Source organism: Mucilaginibacter pallidiroseus, assembly GCF_007846085.1.
GTDB classification, from domain to species: domain Bacteria; phylum Bacteroidota; class Bacteroidia; order Sphingobacteriales; family Sphingobacteriaceae; genus Mucilaginibacter; species Mucilaginibacter pallidiroseus.
In genome coordinates, this window is record NZ_VOEJ01000002.1 from 470262 (window position 1) to 487556 (window position 17295).

The 17295-nt window shown below is 43.5% G+C and carries 12 protein-coding genes; 3 read left to right on the forward strand and 9 right to left on the reverse strand.

Translation table 11 applies throughout. From position 1 onward, the window contains the following. Nucleotide 1: 1 nt before the first annotated feature. From zwf to FPZ43_RS06600, 8 genes are all read right to left on the reverse strand, one after another. Nucleotides 2-1519, reverse strand: a complete 1518-nt coding sequence (gene zwf, locus FPZ43_RS06565) for a glucose-6-phosphate dehydrogenase (RefSeq protein WP_146381054.1) — start codon at nt 1517-1519, stop codon at nt 2-4. 82 nt (nt 1520-1601) lie between these two features. Further along, nucleotides 1602-3026: an NADP-dependent phosphogluconate dehydrogenase gene (gene gndA, locus FPZ43_RS06570; RefSeq protein ID WP_146381055.1), complete on the reverse strand. Its 1425-nt coding sequence runs from the start codon at nt 3024-3026 to the stop codon at nt 1602-1604. A gap of 1 nt (nt 3027) precedes the next feature. Beyond that, the gene (locus FPZ43_RS06575) at nt 3028-3651 is read right to left on the reverse strand and encodes an HAD family hydrolase (RefSeq protein WP_146381056.1); all 624 of its coding nucleotides are present in this window, start codon (nt 3649-3651) and stop codon (nt 3028-3030) included. Between the two features lie 21 nt (nt 3652-3672). Continuing rightward, nucleotides 3673-4767, reverse strand: a complete 1095-nt coding sequence (gene tal / locus FPZ43_RS06580) for a transaldolase (protein ID WP_146381057.1) — start codon at nt 4765-4767, stop codon at nt 3673-3675. Between the two features lie 93 nt (nt 4768-4860). Then, entirely contained in the window at nt 4861-5556 is a 696-nt protein-coding gene (gene rpiA / locus FPZ43_RS06585) for a ribose 5-phosphate isomerase A (RefSeq protein WP_146381058.1), read from the reverse strand. 88 nt (nt 5557-5644) lie between these two features. After that, nucleotides 5645-7651 (reverse strand): transketolase, encoded by a 2007-nt coding sequence (gene tkt / locus FPZ43_RS06590; protein ID WP_146381059.1) that lies wholly within the window; start codon nt 7649-7651, stop codon nt 5645-5647. A 17-nt stretch (nt 7652-7668) separates the two neighbouring features. Further along, a complete protein-coding gene (locus FPZ43_RS06595) occupies nt 7669-8427 on the reverse strand; it encodes an ROK family protein (protein ID WP_146381060.1) in 759 nt (252 codons plus the stop codon). A 338-nt stretch (nt 8428-8765) separates the two neighbouring features. Beyond that, complete coding sequence (locus tag FPZ43_RS06600) at nt 8766-10973, reverse strand: ATP-binding protein (protein WP_261381001.1); 2208 nt, start codon at nt 10971-10973, stop codon at nt 8766-8768. Nucleotides 10974-11245: 272 nt separating this feature from the next. Here FPZ43_RS06600 and FPZ43_RS06605 point away from each other — a divergent pair, with 272 nt between their 5' ends. The 3 genes from FPZ43_RS06605 (at nt 11246) to FPZ43_RS06615 (ending at nt 14736) form a co-directional block, all read left to right on the forward strand. Then, nucleotides 11246-11662, forward strand: a complete 417-nt coding sequence (locus tag FPZ43_RS06605; protein ID WP_146381062.1) for a VOC family protein — start codon at nt 11246-11248, stop codon at nt 11660-11662. 6 nt (nt 11663-11668) lie between these two features. Beyond that, entirely contained in the window at nt 11669-11974 is a 306-nt protein-coding gene (locus FPZ43_RS06610; RefSeq protein WP_222430942.1) for an iron chaperone, read from the forward strand. Between the two features lie 146 nt (nt 11975-12120). Beyond that, nucleotides 12121-14736, forward strand: coding sequence for a DUF3857 domain-containing protein (locus FPZ43_RS06615; protein ID WP_146381063.1), 2616 nt, complete (start codon nt 12121-12123; stop codon nt 14734-14736). Between the two features lie 572 nt (nt 14737-15308). On the opposite strand, the gene FPZ43_RS06620 is transcribed toward FPZ43_RS06615, so the two are convergent. After that, a complete protein-coding gene (locus FPZ43_RS06620; protein ID WP_146381064.1) occupies nt 15309-17288 on the reverse strand; it encodes a beta-galactosidase trimerization domain-containing protein in 1980 nt (659 codons plus the stop codon). Nucleotides 17289-17295: the final 7 nt, after the last annotated feature.

Genomic DNA, 17295 nt, shown 5'->3' on the forward strand with positions numbered 1-17295 from the left:
TTTATTTTTTACCATTAACAGGCAGCGTAAACCAATTGTAACCATCGCGGGCTATCAAAGCCTCTGCAGACTCTGGTCCCCATGAATCGGCACTGTAGTTAGGGAAGTTCAGGCTCTTTTTATTTTGCCACGTATTCAATATAGGCATCACAAGTTCCCAGGCGGCCTCTACCTGGTCGCCACGCATAAACAGCGTTTGGTCGCCCAGCATGGTATCCAGTATCAATGTTTCGTAAGCCTCTGGCGCCTGGTTGGTGTAAGTGCCTTTATAATCAAACACCATATCAACCACATTAAGTACCATATTTATACCCGGGCGCTTGGCCTGTACCTGCAAACGGATGCTCATCTCTGGCTGTATGCTGATGATAAGCCTGTTTTGCTGCCAGCTTTCGGCCGCCTCTGTAGGGAATATCAAATGCGGCACATCCTTAAACTGAATAGTTATTACAGATGACGATTGGTGCATGCGTTTACCGGTACGAACATAGAATGGTACGCCCTGCCAGCGCCAGTTATCCACAAAAAACTTAAATGCAGCAAATGTTTCGGTATTTGAGTCAGGTGCTACTTTAGCCTCCTCGCGGTAGCCTGGCACTTCCTTGCCTTTCATCCAGCCGCTGCCGTATTGGCCCCTAACCGCCGAGTTGCGAACATCCTCGGGCGTAAAGCGGCGCATGGCTTTTAATACATCAACCTTGCGGTCGCGCACTTCATCGGCACTAAAGCTTACAGGCGGCTCCATGGCAATGTGGCAAAGCAGTTGCAGGAGGTGATTCTGGATCATATCACGCATAGCGCCAGATCCGTCGTAGTAATCGCCCCGGTCCTCAACACCCAGTTGCTCGGTTACCGAGATCTGTACATGTTCGATATAATTACGGTTCCACAAAGGCTCCATTATGGAGTTGGCAAAGCGGAAAGCCATAATGTTCTGCACAGTTTCTTTACCCAGGTAATGATCTATACGGTATATCTGGCATTCATCAAAAATGCCCTTCAACAACTCGTTAAGCTCTTTGGCCGTTTCAAGATCATGCCCGAAAGGCTTTTCGATGATGATGCGCACACGGTTTTTATCTTCAGCAAGCTTTGCTTTTGATATGTTAGATGCGATAATAGGGAAGAAGTTAGGCGCAACAGCAAGGTAAAATAATACGTTTGCTTTAGTGTTCCACTCTGCGTTATGTTGCTCTATACGTTTGCCAAACTCGCTGTAAGTTTCGGCATTGGTAGCGTCAGATACCTGGTAATGTATGTTTGCAGCAAATTCTTCCCATTTCTTGTCGTCGGTTTTTCCGCTTCGCGAAAACTGGTCAATGTCTTTATGCAGATTATCTTTAAACTGTTCATCAGTAAGCTGCGTGCGGCCGGTACCGATTATAGAAAATTGCTTAGGCAACCAACCGTCCAAAAACAGGTTATAAAGTGCCGGGGCAATTTTACGCGAATTTAAATCTCCGGTGCCGCCAAATATGATAAATATGGTTGGTTCGGCTTTTATGGTATTACTGCTCATTTCGTTTTTGTTTGGAGTGAGAATTTGGAGCGGGTGTGAGAGAAAAACTCTGGAAACTCGCTCTGGCTTCCGGCACTTTAATTTACTCTTTTACTGGTGCCCACTGTGTATGGAATGTACCCTCTTTGCCAATTAACTCATAGGTGTGTGCGCCAAAAAAGTCGCGCTGTGCCTGGGTTAGGTTTGATGGCATACGCTCACTACGGAAAGCATCAAAGTAGCTCAACGCAGACGCGTAGCCCGGCGTAGCTACACCCGCAGCAATGGTTGCCGACAATACCTTGCGGATGCCAGGCAATGTTTCGCTTACCAATGCCTGGATGCTGCTATCAAGCAACAAGTGCGGCAATTGCTGATCCTTACTGTAAGCGTTATATATATCGTTCAAAAACTCCGAACGAATGATACATCCACCTCTCCATATCTTGGCAATTTCGCCAAGGTGTAAATCATATTTATACTCTTCAGATGCTTTGGTAAGCAGGTGCATACCTTGCGCATAAGTAAGGATGCTTGTGAAATAAAATGCTTGCTCAAGCGCCGCGATCAATTCGTCCTTGTCGCCTTTTAATTCAATAGGGTCGCTGTACAATTTAGCTGCCTTTTCGCGCAGGGATTTGTATTTAGATAAGTCGCGCATTGATACTGATGTATCAATAGTTGGAATAGGTGTTACCAAATCCATAGCTACCTGCGATGTCCACTTACCGGTACCCTTAGCTTTAGCCTCGTCTTTGATATCATCTAACAAAAGATGATCGGTGCCCGGAGCTTTGTATTTAAAAATATCTTTGGTAATATCTAATAAAAACGACTGTAAACGGCCTTCGTTCCATTTGGCAAAAAGGTCACCAATCTCTTCATTCTCCAGCTTAAGGCCTTTTTTAAGAATTTCATAGGTTTCTGCAATCACCTGCATAATACCGTACTCGATACCGTTGTGCACCATTTTAACAAAGTGTCCGGATGCACCCGGGCCAATGTAAGTAACACAAGGCTCGCCGTTTACTTTAGCGGCAATAGCCTCAAATATTGGCTGCATTACGGCATAAGCGTCTTTATCGCCGCCCGGCATCATGCTTGGGCCGCGGCGGGCACCTTCTTCGCCACCAGATACACCCATACCGAAGAAGTGCAGGCCTTTAGCCTCCAGCTCTTCCACACGGCGGTTGGTATCGGTAAAGTGCGAATTACCACCATCAATTAAAATATCGCCCTTATCCAACAACGGCGAAAGTTCGGCAATCACGCTATCAACCGGTTTGCCTGCAGGCACCAGCATCATAATGGCGCGCGGGGTGGTAAGGCTTTGTATAAACTCGTTTACATCCAAAAATCCTTTTACTTCCAAATCGCCTGATTCGGTGTTAAGCGAATCAACTTTACCCTGATCTTTATCGTGACCGGCTACGGCAAATCCATGGTCGGCCATGTTTAGCAGCAGGCTGCGGCCCATTACGCCTAAACCTATCATGCCAAATGCATATTTACTTGTTGTTGAGCTCATGTTAATTGAGTTTTTCTTTCTTAAGGTCGTTTAAAATTTTCTTGGTGGTTTCAAAATCTGTATGCTGGTAAGCACGTATGCCCAGCCTTTCGGCTGCTTTGGCAAACATGATCCTGTCATCAAAATATACGCACTGGCTTGGGGATGCCTGGGCTATACCCATGGCCAGTTGCCATATACCCGGATCGGGCTTGCGCATTTTTACCTCGCACGATGATACGAAGGCATCAAAGCACTCATGCAGTTTAAATTTTTTAACCCTGTAATCGTTAAGTTCTTTACCCTCGTTGTTTACAGATATAATACGAAAACCACAGTCTTTTTTCCACTCCTTAAGCCAAGCCAGCATTTCCGGCAGCTCTATTGATTGCGAATAAATAAATTCTTTGAAATCCTCGCGTACAAATTCGCGCGGCTCATTAAATATTACGCGATCAAGGTATTCATCCAACGTGATGCTGCCAATTTCATAAACATTGAATATGAAGTTGTGCAGGGCATTTACTTCTTCATAATCCAGCCCGAACTTCTCGCAGGCCAGCTTGCGTGATTGGTGTCCCCATCCATTGGAGAGCAAGATGCCCCCAATGTCAAAAAAGAGTATCTTAAGATCTGTGTGTTTCATTGGTAGATGACGCGGTATCAGTTAAACTTTAGCTTTTTGATCTTCAATCGCTTTAAGCAATTTTTCAAAAGGCTTATTAAATTTATCTATACCCTCGTCTTCCAGTTTCTGTGTAATCTCGTCCAAATCGATACCCGCAGCTTTTACGCGTTGCAAAGTTTCAGTAGCTTGCTCAAGGCCGAGCATTAATGTATCTGCGGCAATACCATGATCGCGGAAAGCTTCAATAGTTTCCAATGGAACGGTATCAACAGTATCAGGACCAATAAGGGCCTCAACATATTTGGTATCTTTAAATGCAGGGTTTTTGCTGCTGGTACTTGCCCATAGCAAACGCTGCGGTTTTGCGCCTTTTGCTTCTAACGCTTTCCATCTGTCGGTGCTGAACACACGTTTGTAGATCTCGTAAGCTTTTTTAGCTGATGCAATTGCAACCTCGCCTTTTAAATCGCCAAGTCCTTTTTCATCTAACAATGGGTCAACCATTACATCTATACGGCTCAGGAAGAAGCTTGCAACAGATGAAATGTGGCCAATGTTATGGCCGGCAGCCAAATGATCTTCCAAACCTGAAATGTAAGCTTCGGTAACTTCTTCATAACGCTCCAAACCAAATAGCAGGGTTACGTTTACATTGATACCTTTTGCAATAGTTTCGCGGATAGCTTTCAAACCAGGTTTAGTACCTGGTATTTTGATCATCACGTTTTTGCGGTCAACCTGTTCCCAAAGTAGTTCGGCTTGTTTAGCAGTACCTTCGGCATCTAAAGCCAAAAACGGTGACACCTCTAAACTTACATAACCATCGGCACCTACTACGCCTTCGTTATATAACGGATCGAACAGATCGGCTGCTGCCTGTATATCTTTGATGGCCAGCTTAAAGAAAAGCTCTTCTGTTGTGCCGCTTTCTTTACCATGCTCTGCAATGTCCTGATCGTAGTCAGAGCTGCTGGTGATAGCCTTTTCAAAAATTGCCGGGTTAGAGGTAACTCCCCTTACGCCATCTTCATCAATTAACTTTTGAAGCTTGCCAGATGAAATGATTTCACGGTCTATAAAGTCAAGCCAGATGCTCTGGCCGAATTCATGTATTTGTTTTACTTTGTTTGCCATAATGGTAAATGCTTTATATAAATGTCCTAATTAATTATTCTTTAAATGTAACAGCGATGTCGTAATAATGTTGCCATAGTGTCAAATAGACACCTACGCGTTGGAAGCCTTTAATATTTCCAGGTTATATCCCCAAAACAATCCACTTTCGATTACCCCGGTTATAGCTTTTATATCACGCTCAAGCGTATGGTTCACTTCGCTGAAGCGGCAATCTAAAATGAGGTTGTTATTCTCGGTTATTACAGGCCCGTCCTTACCGGCGGCAGGCCTTAGCTTTATTTCCGTTGCGCCGAGTTTTCTTAAACTAGCTTCCGCGAGTAGCAAAGCCTGTGGAAAAACTTCAACAGGTATTGGAAAATGGGTGCCTATCTTGTCAACTATTTTTGATTCGTCAACAATAATGTAGCTTACCGGGCTCGATGCAATCAGCAATTTCTCTTTAAACATTGCTCCGCCACGCCCTTTTATCAGGTTATTTTGAGGGTCTACCTCATCGGCACCGTCAAAAAGCCAGTCGGGTTGGTGTTCAAACAATGTTGTGGTTGGTATACCCAGCTTTGCGCAAAACATGGTTATCTCCAACGATGTGGGTATGGCCAGCACGTTTAGTTTTTCGGCTTTGATACGTTCGGCAATTGCCAGCAGCGCGATGTAAACCGTAGACCCCGAGCCAACACCAAGCACATCGCCATCTTTAACCTTTTGGGCAATAAGGCTTGCTACCTTTTGCTTACCCTCCGGGTTAGTAATGACTGATGACCATTGCAAACTGTTTATTAAACTCATAGGAATATATTTGAGATATGAGATGTGAGATGTGAGACCCAAAAGTTTGCTCCATCTCAAATCTCATATCTAACATCTCACATCTATATTAAAGAATTGCTTTTGCTTTAGCTACCACATTATCAACGGTGAAACCGAAGTGTTTGTAAAGATCATCTGCCGGGGCCGACTCACCGAAAGTTGTCATGCCCAGGATGTCGCCTTCGTCCGTAGTGTATTTATGCCATCCCATTGGTGATGCCATTTCAACGGCCAAACGTTTGCGGCTTGCTTTCGGCAATATTTCTTCTTTGTAAGCAGCATCCTGTGCCTCAAACAACTCCCATGATGGCATACTTACCACGCGGGTAGAAATTCCCTCAGCTTCTAATTTCTCTTGCGCCTGTAAAACAAGGGCAACTTCAGAACCTGTGGCTAGCAAGATTAAGTCGACACCTTTGCTTTCTTTTGATACAATGTATGCACCTTTTTCAACACCCGATGCTTTGCCGTATTTATCCTGATCAAGGATAGGCAGTGCCTGGCGGGTAAATACCAATACAGTCGGGCCGCCTTTTTTCTCAACAGCTATTTTCCAAGCGTATGAAGTTTCATTGGCATCAGCCGGGCGAATAACTGTTACGTTGGGTATAGAACGCAATGACGACAAATGCTCAACCGGCTGGTGGGTTGTACCATCTTCGCCCAAACCGATACTATCGTGCGTGTAAACAAATATCGGGCTTATCTTCATGATGGCTGCCAAACGGATTGGCGGGCGCATGTAATCTGCAAATTGCAGGAAGGTTGCGCCAAACGGAAGGATACCTTTGGTTAGCGACAAACCGTTTAAAGCCGAACCCATTGCATGCTCGCGGATACCAAAGTGGAAGTTGCGGCCCGCCCTGTTCTCTGACGTGAACGAGTCAAATTCTTTTAAGTTGGTCTCTGTTGATGGCGCTAAGTCGGCTGCACCACCTATTAAGTTTGGCAAGCTTGATGCAATTGCATTAAGTACTTTACCTGATGCCTGGCGGGTTGCCATTTTAGGATCAGAGCCTTTAAATACCGGCAATTTATCTGCCCAGCCTTGTGGCAGGCCTCCGGCAAAAGCATTCTCAAATTCGGCAGCTAATTCAGGAAACTTCTCTTTGTATTTGGCAAACAGCTCGTTCCATTTTTCCTCGGTTTTTATACCGCGTGCGCCTTTTTCATTGTAGTATTTTAGAACCTCATCAGGCACGTTAAATGATTTCTCCGGGTCGAAACCAAAGAATTCTTTAACCAGTTTAATTTCATCGGCACCCAGCGGCGAACCGTGAGAGCCTGCTGTACCTGATTTGTTAGGGCTACCGTAAGCAATTAATGAACGTACGCGAATTAATGAGGGCTTTTGCTTTTCAGACTTAGCGTTGATTAACGCCAGCTCTAACGCGTGGGTATCATTTACATCGGTAACTTCCTGTACATGCCAGCCGTATGAACGGAAACGTGCAGAAACATCCTCATTGAATGCGATATCTGTGCTGCCTTCGATAGAGATGTGGTTATCATCGTACAGATAAATAAGGTTACCCAGCTCAAGATGGCCCGCTAATGAGGCAGCCTCAGATGTAACACCTTCCATCATATCGCCATCGCTCACTATCGAGTAGATGTTGTAGTTAAAAAGGTCAAAACCAGGTTTATTATAGCGCGCCGCCAAATGTTTTTGACCGATGGCAAAGCCCACGCCATTTGCAAAACCTTGCCCAAGCGGGCCGGTAGTCACATCAACACCCGGAGCCAAACCATACTCGGGGTGGCCCGCCGTTTTGCTGTTTAACTGACGGAAATTCTTGATATCATCTAAAGACAGATCGTAACCTGTTAAATACAAAAAGTTATACTGTAAAATACAAGCGTGACCGGCAGAAAGGATAAACCTGTCGCGATTTGCAAAATCAGGGTTTTGGGGGTTATAGTTTAAAAACTTTGTCCAAAGTACATGGCCCATTGGCGCCAGCGCCATTGCTGTACCAGGGTGTCCCGAATTTGCTTTCTGCACTGCATCGGCAGATAAGATCCTTACCGTGTTTATCGCTAAGTTTTCCAGTTCTAAGTTCTGTTTTTCCATTGTTGTGTGTGGTAAATTTATTGTTTGGTTGGCGTGGCCATGGCTGTACGGGTTACGGTGTGTTTTTCATCCTGCCATAATCTAGCCCCGCCTTTTATACCGTCGGCATTGGTAACAATTTTCATATTCTTATCCAGCTTAAAGTCAAGCAGGTCAGAGTTGCCGCCGCCTATGTATAAATAATCGTAATTGAATACAAGCTTTAAAATTTTGAATACCTTTTTTATCCGGCGGTTCCATTTCTTCTCGCCTATTTCATCAAGCGCCTTGTCGCCTATATATTGGTCATAATCGCGGCCCTTTGATACAGGGTGGTGTGATACTTCGAGGTGAGGCAGCAAATGGCCGTCCATCAGCAAAGCTGTACCAAAACCGGTACCCAATGTAATAACCATTTCCAGGCCCTTGCCTGCTACAACGCCCAGGCCCTGCATGTCGGCATCATTTACTACCTGTGCTTCCTGCCCAAATGTCTCTTCAAGCTTTTTGCTGAAGTTTACATCCTTCCAAAAATCGTTACCCAGATTAGGTGCCGTCTTAACAATACCATTGCGCACATAGCCCGGGAAACCAACAGATATTTTATCAAACGGTGGGTAATCCTTCACAAGTATTTTTATAGACTCTATAACCGCCTCCGGAGTGGCCGGCTTAGGGGTTACCACTTTTTTGTAGTCCATTGTAAGCGCGCCTTTACTGTCCAGGATAGTACCTTTTATGCTTGAGCCACCAATATCGATTGAAAGAATTTTTAACTGGGCAGGTGTAGTTTTCATGCTACCGGTTTTGTGATTATAAGATATCTATCAGGTTACGCTGGTAAATATCACATTTTAAATATTAAATAGCCAAATATACAGTGGCAAATAAACAAGCCGCCCTTGATATTATTGTAACGGCGATGTTATATTTCATCTGTTAAACTAACCTGTATTCCATTAAAAGGTTTGCGTGCGTTACTGATTGGCCCTTTTATGACATTCAAAAAACTATAACCGGTAAATTCGCCAACGTATGAATTATTATAAAACTTATGAATGGCAGCGATGTAAAACAACAAAGCCGCCATCATTTTACGACGGCGGCTTTGTTTTGCGCTATTAGCGACTTTTATTTATTGCTTTGGAAATGCGATATGGAAAGTTGAGCCCATACCCAATTCGCTATCCACCCAAATTTTGCCTTTGTGCTTTTCAATAATACGTTTAACAATGGCAAGGCCCACGCCCGAGCCTTCAATATCGCCAACGTTATCCATACGGTTAAATAGTTCAAAAATGCGGGGCAGGTGCTTAATGTCTATACCAAGCCCGTTATCGGTTATTGTATAAACAACTTCGCTTCCGGTGTCCTTCCCTTCAATAAGCACTTTTTGCGGGCTGGCTTTCGCCGAGTATTTTACAGCATTGCTGATGATGTTTGCAAACACCTGTGATAGCATAACTGCATCACCCTGTATTTTTGGAGTATCACCAATGATTACTGCACCCGGCTGCACATCATAAACAAGTTGTAATTCGTTTACATGATCGATGATAATTGGTTTTACATCCACCTCGTTAAGTACAAGGTCCGACCGGCCAATGCGCGAATAATCCAAAACCTCGTTTATCATGTTGTTCATCCTGTTGGCACCATTGTTTATGCGTTCAAGCACTTTTAATGTTTGCGGCTTCAAGTCAGGATCGCGCATCAATATCTGCGCAAAGCTTTTTATTGACGACAATGGGTTTTTAAGATCGTGAGATATGGTAAAGCTAAAAGTATCCAGTTCTTCATAGGCTTGCTTCAACTTCTCGTTAAGCATACGTATGGCACCGGCCTTCTGGTTAATAGCATACATAATCTCGCTCTTAAGGCGCACAACAGATTTTACTTCCTCATTGCTCCATTTAAGCGATGTGCCGGTAACCGTTTGCGACCACGCTTCAAAAGAGTGTCGCGGCGACAAGGTAATTGTACCGTCAGACTCGATCTTGCCCGTTTTCTCCGGGTTACCAGCCCAGGTAACCGTTTGTAACTGTTCTGCTTTGAACCAAATTACATATTCGCCCATCTCTCGTGAGAGGGTTGTAACCATTATACCCGACGCCACATCTTTAAAAAATGCCGCATCGTGGTATGCCGACGGCAACTTACTGGTATAATAAAAACTGTCGGTAATGTTTGTTTTAAGCCAATGCAATAAGCCGGTTAGCTGCACATCATTGGGTACTCTGCCAAGTTTAAATATTTGGTTTTCAAATACTAGCACGGCACCGGTAGCACTTACGGCATCAAGCAGCGTTATTTGATGGCCCGTTAAGGCATCTTCAATGCTGTTATCCTTAAGCATTAGCTTTGTAAGCTCATCAACGGCGCTTTTAAACTTATCATGCAATTGCTGGTCTTCTTCATCCTGTTTAAATTCGAGCGATGATGATAGTACCTTCCCTATCAATTTAGCCGACTCGCGCGAGCGATAATCTATAAACATTGGAGAATAACTGTGGCAGGCAATAAGTCCCCATAATTCGTTTTTGTAAAACAACGATATGCTGAAACTGGAAGCCACACCCATATTTTTTAAATACTGGATATGGATTGGCGATACCGCACGCAGTTGCAGGCATGACATATCAAACGGCGTTTCGTTGTCGGCCTCGGTCAGCACGTTGGCAGGCTCGGCGTTAACATCAGCTATGAGGCGCGTGTGGTTAAGCTTATAAAGTTCCCGAGCTTGCTTAGGTATGTCAGACTCCGGGTAATGTAAACCGAGCCATGATTCAAGTTCCGGGTTATGGGCCTCGGCAACTACCTCGCCATGGCCATCCTCAGCAAAGCGGTAAACCATAACCCTGTCATAACCAATAACCTTTTTAACTTGTATTACCGTGTTATTCAGTATTTTTTGCAGGTTCCTGTCGGTCAGCATTTCAGATATCGAACGGCCAACCTGCCGCTGTATATCATTACCTGTGTCTGATTCTGAAGGTTCAAACTCAAGCGCGTAATATTTATCAAAAGATGATATAATAAGATGAAACGTTTTGGACCCTATATGTGCATTAAATGGGTTTGTTTGCTGAAAGCCGTTTGTCTTCCCTAAAACAATCAGGTTTGATATGTATTCGGGCGGTTCGTTACGATCAATCAGCGGCTGCAAACTGCTCACGGGCTGCCCTAAAATTACGTTGGGTAATCCCTTTAGATAATCTGAAAGGTTCTCGCTGTGATACCTTACAATAAAATCCTGGTCAATAACAATTAAAAAACCATGCGATTGGATCTTGCCAGGTATGTGTATTGGTTCGCGATCGCAATTAGTAAAGTCGATTTTCAACAGCAAAAAGATTTAATGTTTAATAAATGTGAAAATGATTATCACATTTATTAAAATGATTATTGTGCAATTTAATCAATAAGGACATAAACGCAAGCGCCCGCGATATGTTTTTACATAATTTCTGGCCGGCAAACAAGCAAGTTGTAATGCGTTTAAATTGGGGATAGCCAGCGGCGCATTTAACCCTGTAAAAGTCGCATTAACACCCGCGCTGCAAAATGTAGTTGTGTTAAATTTGTACATTAGTATAACCAATTATTAATCAGGACATGACTAAAGAACTTTGGATTAATTTGCCTGTAAAGGATGTGAAGCGCTCACGCAATTTTTTTACAGCCATTGGCTTTTCATTTAAAAACAGCCCGGGCGGCAATACAGAAACTTCGGCTGCATTGGTTGTTGGCAGCAAGGGCATAATTGTAATGCTTTTTGAAGAAAAACAAATAAGGCATTTTATGCAGAATGAGCTTACTGATACATCAACCTCTAACGAGGTAATGCTGTCTTTTGATGCCGAGAGCCCCGAAGAAGTTGATGAAGTTGCGCGCAAGGTAGAGGCAGCAGGCGGCGTTGTATTTGCCCAACCGGCCGATATACAGGGCTGGATGTATGGCTGTGCCTTTACCGACCCCGACGGCCACCGCTGGAATTCCCTGTATATGAACCCCGAAAAAATGCCTAAGTGATTGGTTATGGAGAAGGCAGAGAATGTTGATAGCTACATAGCCAAATTTGACCAGGAGATTCAAGTAATTCTGCAGCATGTGCGCGAGGCCATAAAAGAGGCCGCGCCACATGCTACAGAAATTATAAGCTATGGCATGCCGGCGTATAGGGTAAATATCAATATCATGTATTTTGCTGCAGCCAAAACCCATTTAGGCCTTTACCCTGCCGGTAGCGCTGCAATAAATCATTTTAAAGAGGAGCTTGCTGGTTATAAAACTTCAAAAGGCGCTATACAGTTCCATATGATAGGCCCGTGCCCGTTGAACTGATAAAGAAGATAACCAGGTATAAAGTGAGAATTGACGAGCAAGCCGTTAAAGCTAAAAAGCGGAAATAAATTTGGGCGTTAATTGCGCAAAATATTTATGAATAACCGCGGCATAATTTGCCGCGGTTTTTTTATTTTCATAGCCTTATGTTAACCCAAACCAAGTCGCTGTTAGTTTTTGCCCTGGTGCTGGCAGGTTCTATTCTTTTTTCTACAAGTAAAGCAGCGCAGCCTGTAGTACATTTTTTTGACAAGCCATCATGGCTGCTTAGTTACAAACAATACGACAAGAAAATACCTACCCGAGAGGTTGAGAACGGCTATTTTTTCCAGCTGTTTGAAGAGCAGATCCAAGTTGAAAAACAGGCCGACTACTCGCATGTTATTAAAGAAATTGTATCGGAAGCGGGCATACAAAATGGCTCATCTATATCTATTAATTTCGACCCGGCCTATGAGCGGCTTGATGTGCATCAAGTAATTGTGTGGCGTAACAACGTGCCGCAAAACCGAATATCTCCAAAGCTTTTTAAAGTTGTTGCAGACGAAAAGGAGCTTTCGCGCTTTATTTATCAGGGCAGCTATACGGCCTATTGTATGCTCGACGATATACGTAAAGGCGACCGCATTGAATATGCATATACCATTACAGGTCGTAACCCAATATTTAATAACAAGTTTTTCCGCACGCTTTACCTGCAAAGTTCCTCGCCCTTTGCGCAGATGTATAAATCTATACAGGTGCCTACCGACCGTAAGCTCAATATCAAGGAATTTAATAACCCGGTTAAAGCAACAATCAGCAACCGGGCCGGCACAACCTATTACGAATGGAATGCCTATCAGCTTAAGGCCCCGACATATTCAGAAAATCAGCCCTCATGGTTTAATAACTATGCTCACCTGCAAATAAGTGAGCTAAACAACTGGAAAGAGGTTACAAACTGGGCGCTAAGTATAAACCCGGTAGCTAAACATCTGAGCGGTGCACTTGCCTCGCAAGTAGCTTTATTGCTTAAAAATGCGGGGGCAGACAAAGAAAAGTTTTTCAGATCGGCAGTGCGGCTCGTGCAGGACGAAGTTAGATATATGGGCGTTGAGTTGGGCGAATACTCACACCGGGCAAACAATCCGGAACGCGTATTTAACCAACGATATGGCGATTGTAAGGATAAATCATTGTTGTTGATATCTGTTTTAAAAGCAGGTGGCATTGATGCACATATGGTGCTGGTTAACTCGAATGGGCATATTGATGATTTTCTACCATCTGCAAACGCTTTTGATCACGCTGTGATTGTTGCCGAAATTAAAGGCAAACAAGTATGGGTTGACCCTACCATATCGTACCAAAGAGGTAAGGGTACTGATATTTATTTCCCCAACTACGGACGGGGCCTTGTGCTTAAGGCTGGTAACGACGGCCTAACGTCTATCCCTGTTAGCGATGCCGGTAAAACTGTTATTGTAGAAGAATTTATTGTTCCTGATAAGCCGAAGGAAAAAGTTAAGCTCAAAGTAATATCTACATACACCCTATACGAGGCCGACCGTATGCGCGATAGGCTTGCATCAAATGGCCTCAGCGAAACTGAGAAGAATTACCTGAATTATTACACGCGTATTTATCCAAAAATACAATCGGCAGATTCGGTAAAGATCAGCGACAATGAAGATAATAATGAGCTTGTTACTGTTGAGCAGTACCTGCTACCCGACTTCCTTAAAAAAAGCAATGACGACGAAGGCAAGTTTGATGCATCGATTTATGCCAATGCCATAAACGATCAACTGCCCAATATTGGTAACAAAGTTTCAACACCTGTATATCTTCGCTACCCGTCGTCGCTGGAGTATACAGCAAAAATTGTATTGAAAAATGGCTGGAACATAGAGCCGGAAAACGAATCGGTAAACAGAGAAGAATATAGTTTCATCGGTTCAACTTCAACCGATTTAGATACGCTTAAGTTAAACTATCAGCTAAATTTCCTTAAAGATCACATACCCGTTAATAAAGCCGACGAAGCACGGGACGATTTTAAAAAAATATCTGATGAAGAACTGGGTTACAGCTTTAGCTATATGCCCGATGCGGGTAAACAACCTAAAAAGTTAAATTACTGGATACTTGCTGTGGCTATGGTATTAGTTGCCGGTGCAACAATTTTATACTTCAGGATATACCGAACCCATACCTTTAACGAGCATTATGATTTAGGGTACCCGGCACAACCTTTAGGCGGCTGGCTCATATTAGTTACTATAGGCGTGTTCATTTCAACTATCGCTTTGCTTATCAACTTATCTACAAATGGCTATTTCCTTGCATCGAAGTGGGGCAGACCTGTTGCCGGCGTTAATGTTACGGCCTTTAATATTGTATTCACTTTTGAGGCATTGGTAAATACACTGATATTGTCATATGCGGTGTTTTGCCTGGTTTTACTTTTACGCCAGCGCGATATTCTGCCCAAATACATAAAAGGCTTATATGCCGGTTACTTTGCTTACTTATTGATAGATATGATTGTTGGCGAAATTGCCTTTGGCAAATACACAAGCCATGATTACACCGGCTTGGTAAGGACTGCAATTGTGGCAACTATCTGGATCTTGTACTTTGAAAAATCGGAACGTGTTAAAAACACCTTCATTATACCATATCCGGGAGCAGTCCGCAAGATACCATTCAGGGGGTTTGAGCTTAAACAAAAAGAAGTGGTATATTATGAAGATGACCCAAGTATTGACAAAGGATAATCAACCCCTCACCGGAATTAATAAAGTGGCCCTAAGTTGGAAGACATGGAATATATTACGTTTAAGAGTTTTACTAAGAGAGAAGAGTATATCAAATTAGATTTCCGGATATTAATAAGAAGAAAACGTACTCGTATATTATTATTTTTAATTGTATACGTCATTTTAGTTGGAGTATTTGAGTTCATTAAGCAAAATAAATCTGATGCCTTAACTGGAATCGTTGTTTCGCTTTTGTTATTGATACTTGCGTTCTTGATGTTTTATTACGGTTTTCGTAGAAACTATTCTTATGGACCTTTAGATTACAAATGTTTGAATTTTACTATTGATAATGAGAAAATACAGCGCACATCACAATCTAATACATTAACAACCTACTGGAACTCGGTGAAAAAGGTATTTATCGTTGATAACGCATATTTTGTAAACACAAAAAAAGGAGAAACCTTTTTTATTAAATTACAGGATATGAATACGTCGGACCAGCGAGTCTTTCTTAATATTCTTGAATCGAAAGGTTTAAGAAAATAATATTAGCGATCATTTTTTGTTGCGAGCCTTTCCCCATGTTAAGCAACGCTTAAAAAATGCACAACAAGCGTTTCTTCCGCACCGATCTTAATATCGTTGCTGTCAATACTGCCACCTTTATCAGCAAAAATCAATTTGCCTGCGGTGTAACGGCTTGGCGTTAAAAGGCTTATTTGCTTAGCATCATTCGTTTTATTGATGATGACAGCTGCGGCCTGGTTTTCTTTAACGAGCGTACGCATCAAAAGCCCCGGCTGCGGTTTGCTAAACGTAAAACGCTGCGTGCTATCATCAAGCCGTAGGGAACTTTTTAAAAAATCATTTAATGAGCTATAATCATTAGCCAGCCTGCTGCCCAAACCGGCGAGGGTTGACAACCACCACGCTGTACCATTACCATATTTATTCTTTGTGGCGGTAATATGGCCGTCTGTAGTTGCTATAGCTTGCGCTGTTATGGAGTTTAAAATTGCTGTCCATCCACATGCGGGGAGGCAAATATCCTCGATATCAATAACCTTTTCCCCGGCTTGCCCTATTGCCTTATATTCCATCACGTCTGCCCCAAAAAGTTTGCGCAGCGGAAAGCCAAGTCGCGTTAGTGCTACGGCATTTTCGTCGTAGTAGGCGGTTAAGCCATCGGCTAATAAAGTGCCTCCTTTTTGAACAAAACGCTTCAGCTTTTCCCAATACCGGGATGGAATGGCTATCTGATGGGCTAAAATAATCGAGCTGCCGCTATAATTATCAAGTGTAAAATCAAACTCACTGATCTCTTTAAAATTGGCCTGCAAACCTGCCTCACTCAAGGCTTCAAAATAGGCAATGGCCGACTGCATTACGCTACCAACATCGCGGCCCGGATAACTGTCGCCGCCCATCTGCAGTTTTTTCTCCACCCATAATGATTCGCGGGTGTAAATAATGTTGATGCCTGATTCGACTACCTTAGCATTCTCAAAAAAATCAAGATGTGTGTTCACGCTATCAATAACCGCTTTGGCCGCCAGCAACCTGTCGCTTGGCTGGTTATGGTAGTTGAGCATGGCCCACTCGCCGGCCTCTATTCCGGATGATCTTGGGTTGAGGCACCAAAATATTGCTCCCTTACTTTCGGTAGCCAAAGCAATCCATAGCCATTGGGCTATTTCGTGGCTGGTAGGGCATAGCGGTGTAAAGCCGCTGTAGGTGTTGTTGCCCCCTTGCAGCTCCGTCATAAACCACGGGATTTCCCCAGCGCCCGAACGAAGTATCTCGCAATTGGCTGCAACAGCTAAAGCATACTGCGGGCGTTTAAAATACTCGAAGTGCCAGCTTGCATGTGCCGAACCGCCCAAGCTGGTTAAAAATCTTCGCCATGCGGGGAAATCATACTCGGCCACGTTCCTGAAAATAGCATGGTTGTTTACATGAATGGTGCTGCCTTTATCATAAAGGTGTATCTCGTCAGTAAGCCAGTTTAAAAACCAGGTATTATAATAAAGATGAAAGCGCTCGTCTGCAAAGTCAAAATGATCGTAACCGTTACTATCATATTCAACCTTTGCTTGCAGGGCTTTCCATTTAGCGTATTTACCCGCGGCAAAGGCCTCGGTTGGGAAACTGCCAACGCCGGGCTCATTTACAGGCACCCAGCCATAGTGCGATTCGAATTTGTTGAAATGCGGCACTACATTCACGATGTATTTTGCAATCGAGCCAAAATGCTCTTCATCCCGTGGAAACTTTAGGCCACCCAAGTCGGTAAAGGCGGTAGCGGGGAACAGGTTACCCCAAACTTTTATATTATATTTTTCGGCAGCGCGATAGGCAATATCAAATAGCGAGAAATCCCACTCTCCGGCGGCATTTCGCATATAACTTTCAAACAGGCGAATGCGCGTAACAGACATCCCTGCTTCCTGCAAACATCTAAACCAAAGGTCAATTTCTTCGGGCGTTTGGCCGGGTTCAATAAAAACTTCGGCCCCTATCATTAGGGATGTGCTTTGCTGATTTGTAGGTTGCTGCATACGCATAATTAAC

Coding starts and splice junctions, on each gene's coding strand:
- zwf (WP_146381054.1), bottom strand. CDS start 1,519: ATGAGCAGTAATACCATAAAAGCCGAACCAACCATATTTATCATATTT.
- gndA (WP_146381055.1), bottom strand. CDS start 3,026: ATGAGCTCAACAACAAGTAAATATGCATTTGGCATGATAGGTTTAGGC.
- FPZ43_RS06575 (WP_146381056.1), bottom strand. CDS start 3,651: ATGAAACACACAGATCTTAAGATACTCTTTTTTGACATTGGGGGCATC.
- tal (WP_146381057.1), bottom strand. CDS start 4,767: ATGGCAAACAAAGTAAAACAAATACATGAATTCGGCCAGAGCATCTGG.
- rpiA (WP_146381058.1), bottom strand. CDS start 5,556: ATGAGTTTAATAAACAGTTTGCAATGGTCATCAGTCATTACTAACCCG.
- tkt (WP_146381059.1), bottom strand. CDS start 7,651: ATGGAAAAACAGAACTTAGAACTGGAAAACTTAGCGATAAACACGGTA.
- FPZ43_RS06595 (WP_146381060.1), bottom strand. CDS start 8,427: ATGAAAACTACACCTGCCCAGTTAAAAATTCTTTCAATCGATATTGGT.
- FPZ43_RS06605 (WP_146381062.1), top strand. CDS start 11,246: ATGACTAAAGAACTTTGGATTAATTTGCCTGTAAAGGATGTGAAGCGC.
- FPZ43_RS06610 (WP_222430942.1), top strand. CDS start 11,669: ATGGAGAAGGCAGAGAATGTTGATAGCTACATAGCCAAATTTGACCAG.
- FPZ43_RS06615 (WP_146381063.1), top strand. CDS start 12,121: ATGTTAACCCAAACCAAGTCGCTGTTAGTTTTTGCCCTGGTGCTGGCA.
- FPZ43_RS06620 (WP_146381064.1), bottom strand. CDS start 17,288: ATGCGTATGCAGCAACCTACAAATCAGCAAAGCACATCCCTAATGATA.